Origin of the sequence: Cereibacter changlensis JA139 (assembly GCF_003034985.1) — a bacterium.
In the GTDB taxonomy this organism is placed as follows: domain Bacteria; phylum Pseudomonadota; class Alphaproteobacteria; order Rhodobacterales; family Rhodobacteraceae; genus Cereibacter; species Cereibacter changlensis.
Genome location: NZ_PZKG01000479.1, coordinates 1 through 211 on the forward strand (window position 1 = coordinate 1; position 211 = coordinate 211).

At 73.9% G+C, this 211-nt stretch carries 1 pseudogene; it reads right to left on the bottom strand.

Annotated elements, in window-relative coordinates:
* A pseudogene (locus tag C5F48_RS24735) lies at positions 1–211 on the bottom strand (baseplate assembly protein); the annotation flags it as partial.

The window sequence follows — 211 nt, forward strand, 5'->3', positions numbered from 1 at the left end:
GCGCGACAGCACGGTGACCAGCACCTTGCCCGGGGCGGGGCTGGTGACCGAGGCGTCGAGCACCTCGCCCGAGGCGGAAAGCGCATGGAAGAGATAGGCCCCGCGCGGGCCGGCGGTGGAGAAGCCTTCCAGCGCGAGCTGGGTCCGGGTGCGCAGATCGGCGTCGGCTTCCAGGACGGCGGGAACGGGCGGGATCGCCTCGGGATCGGGG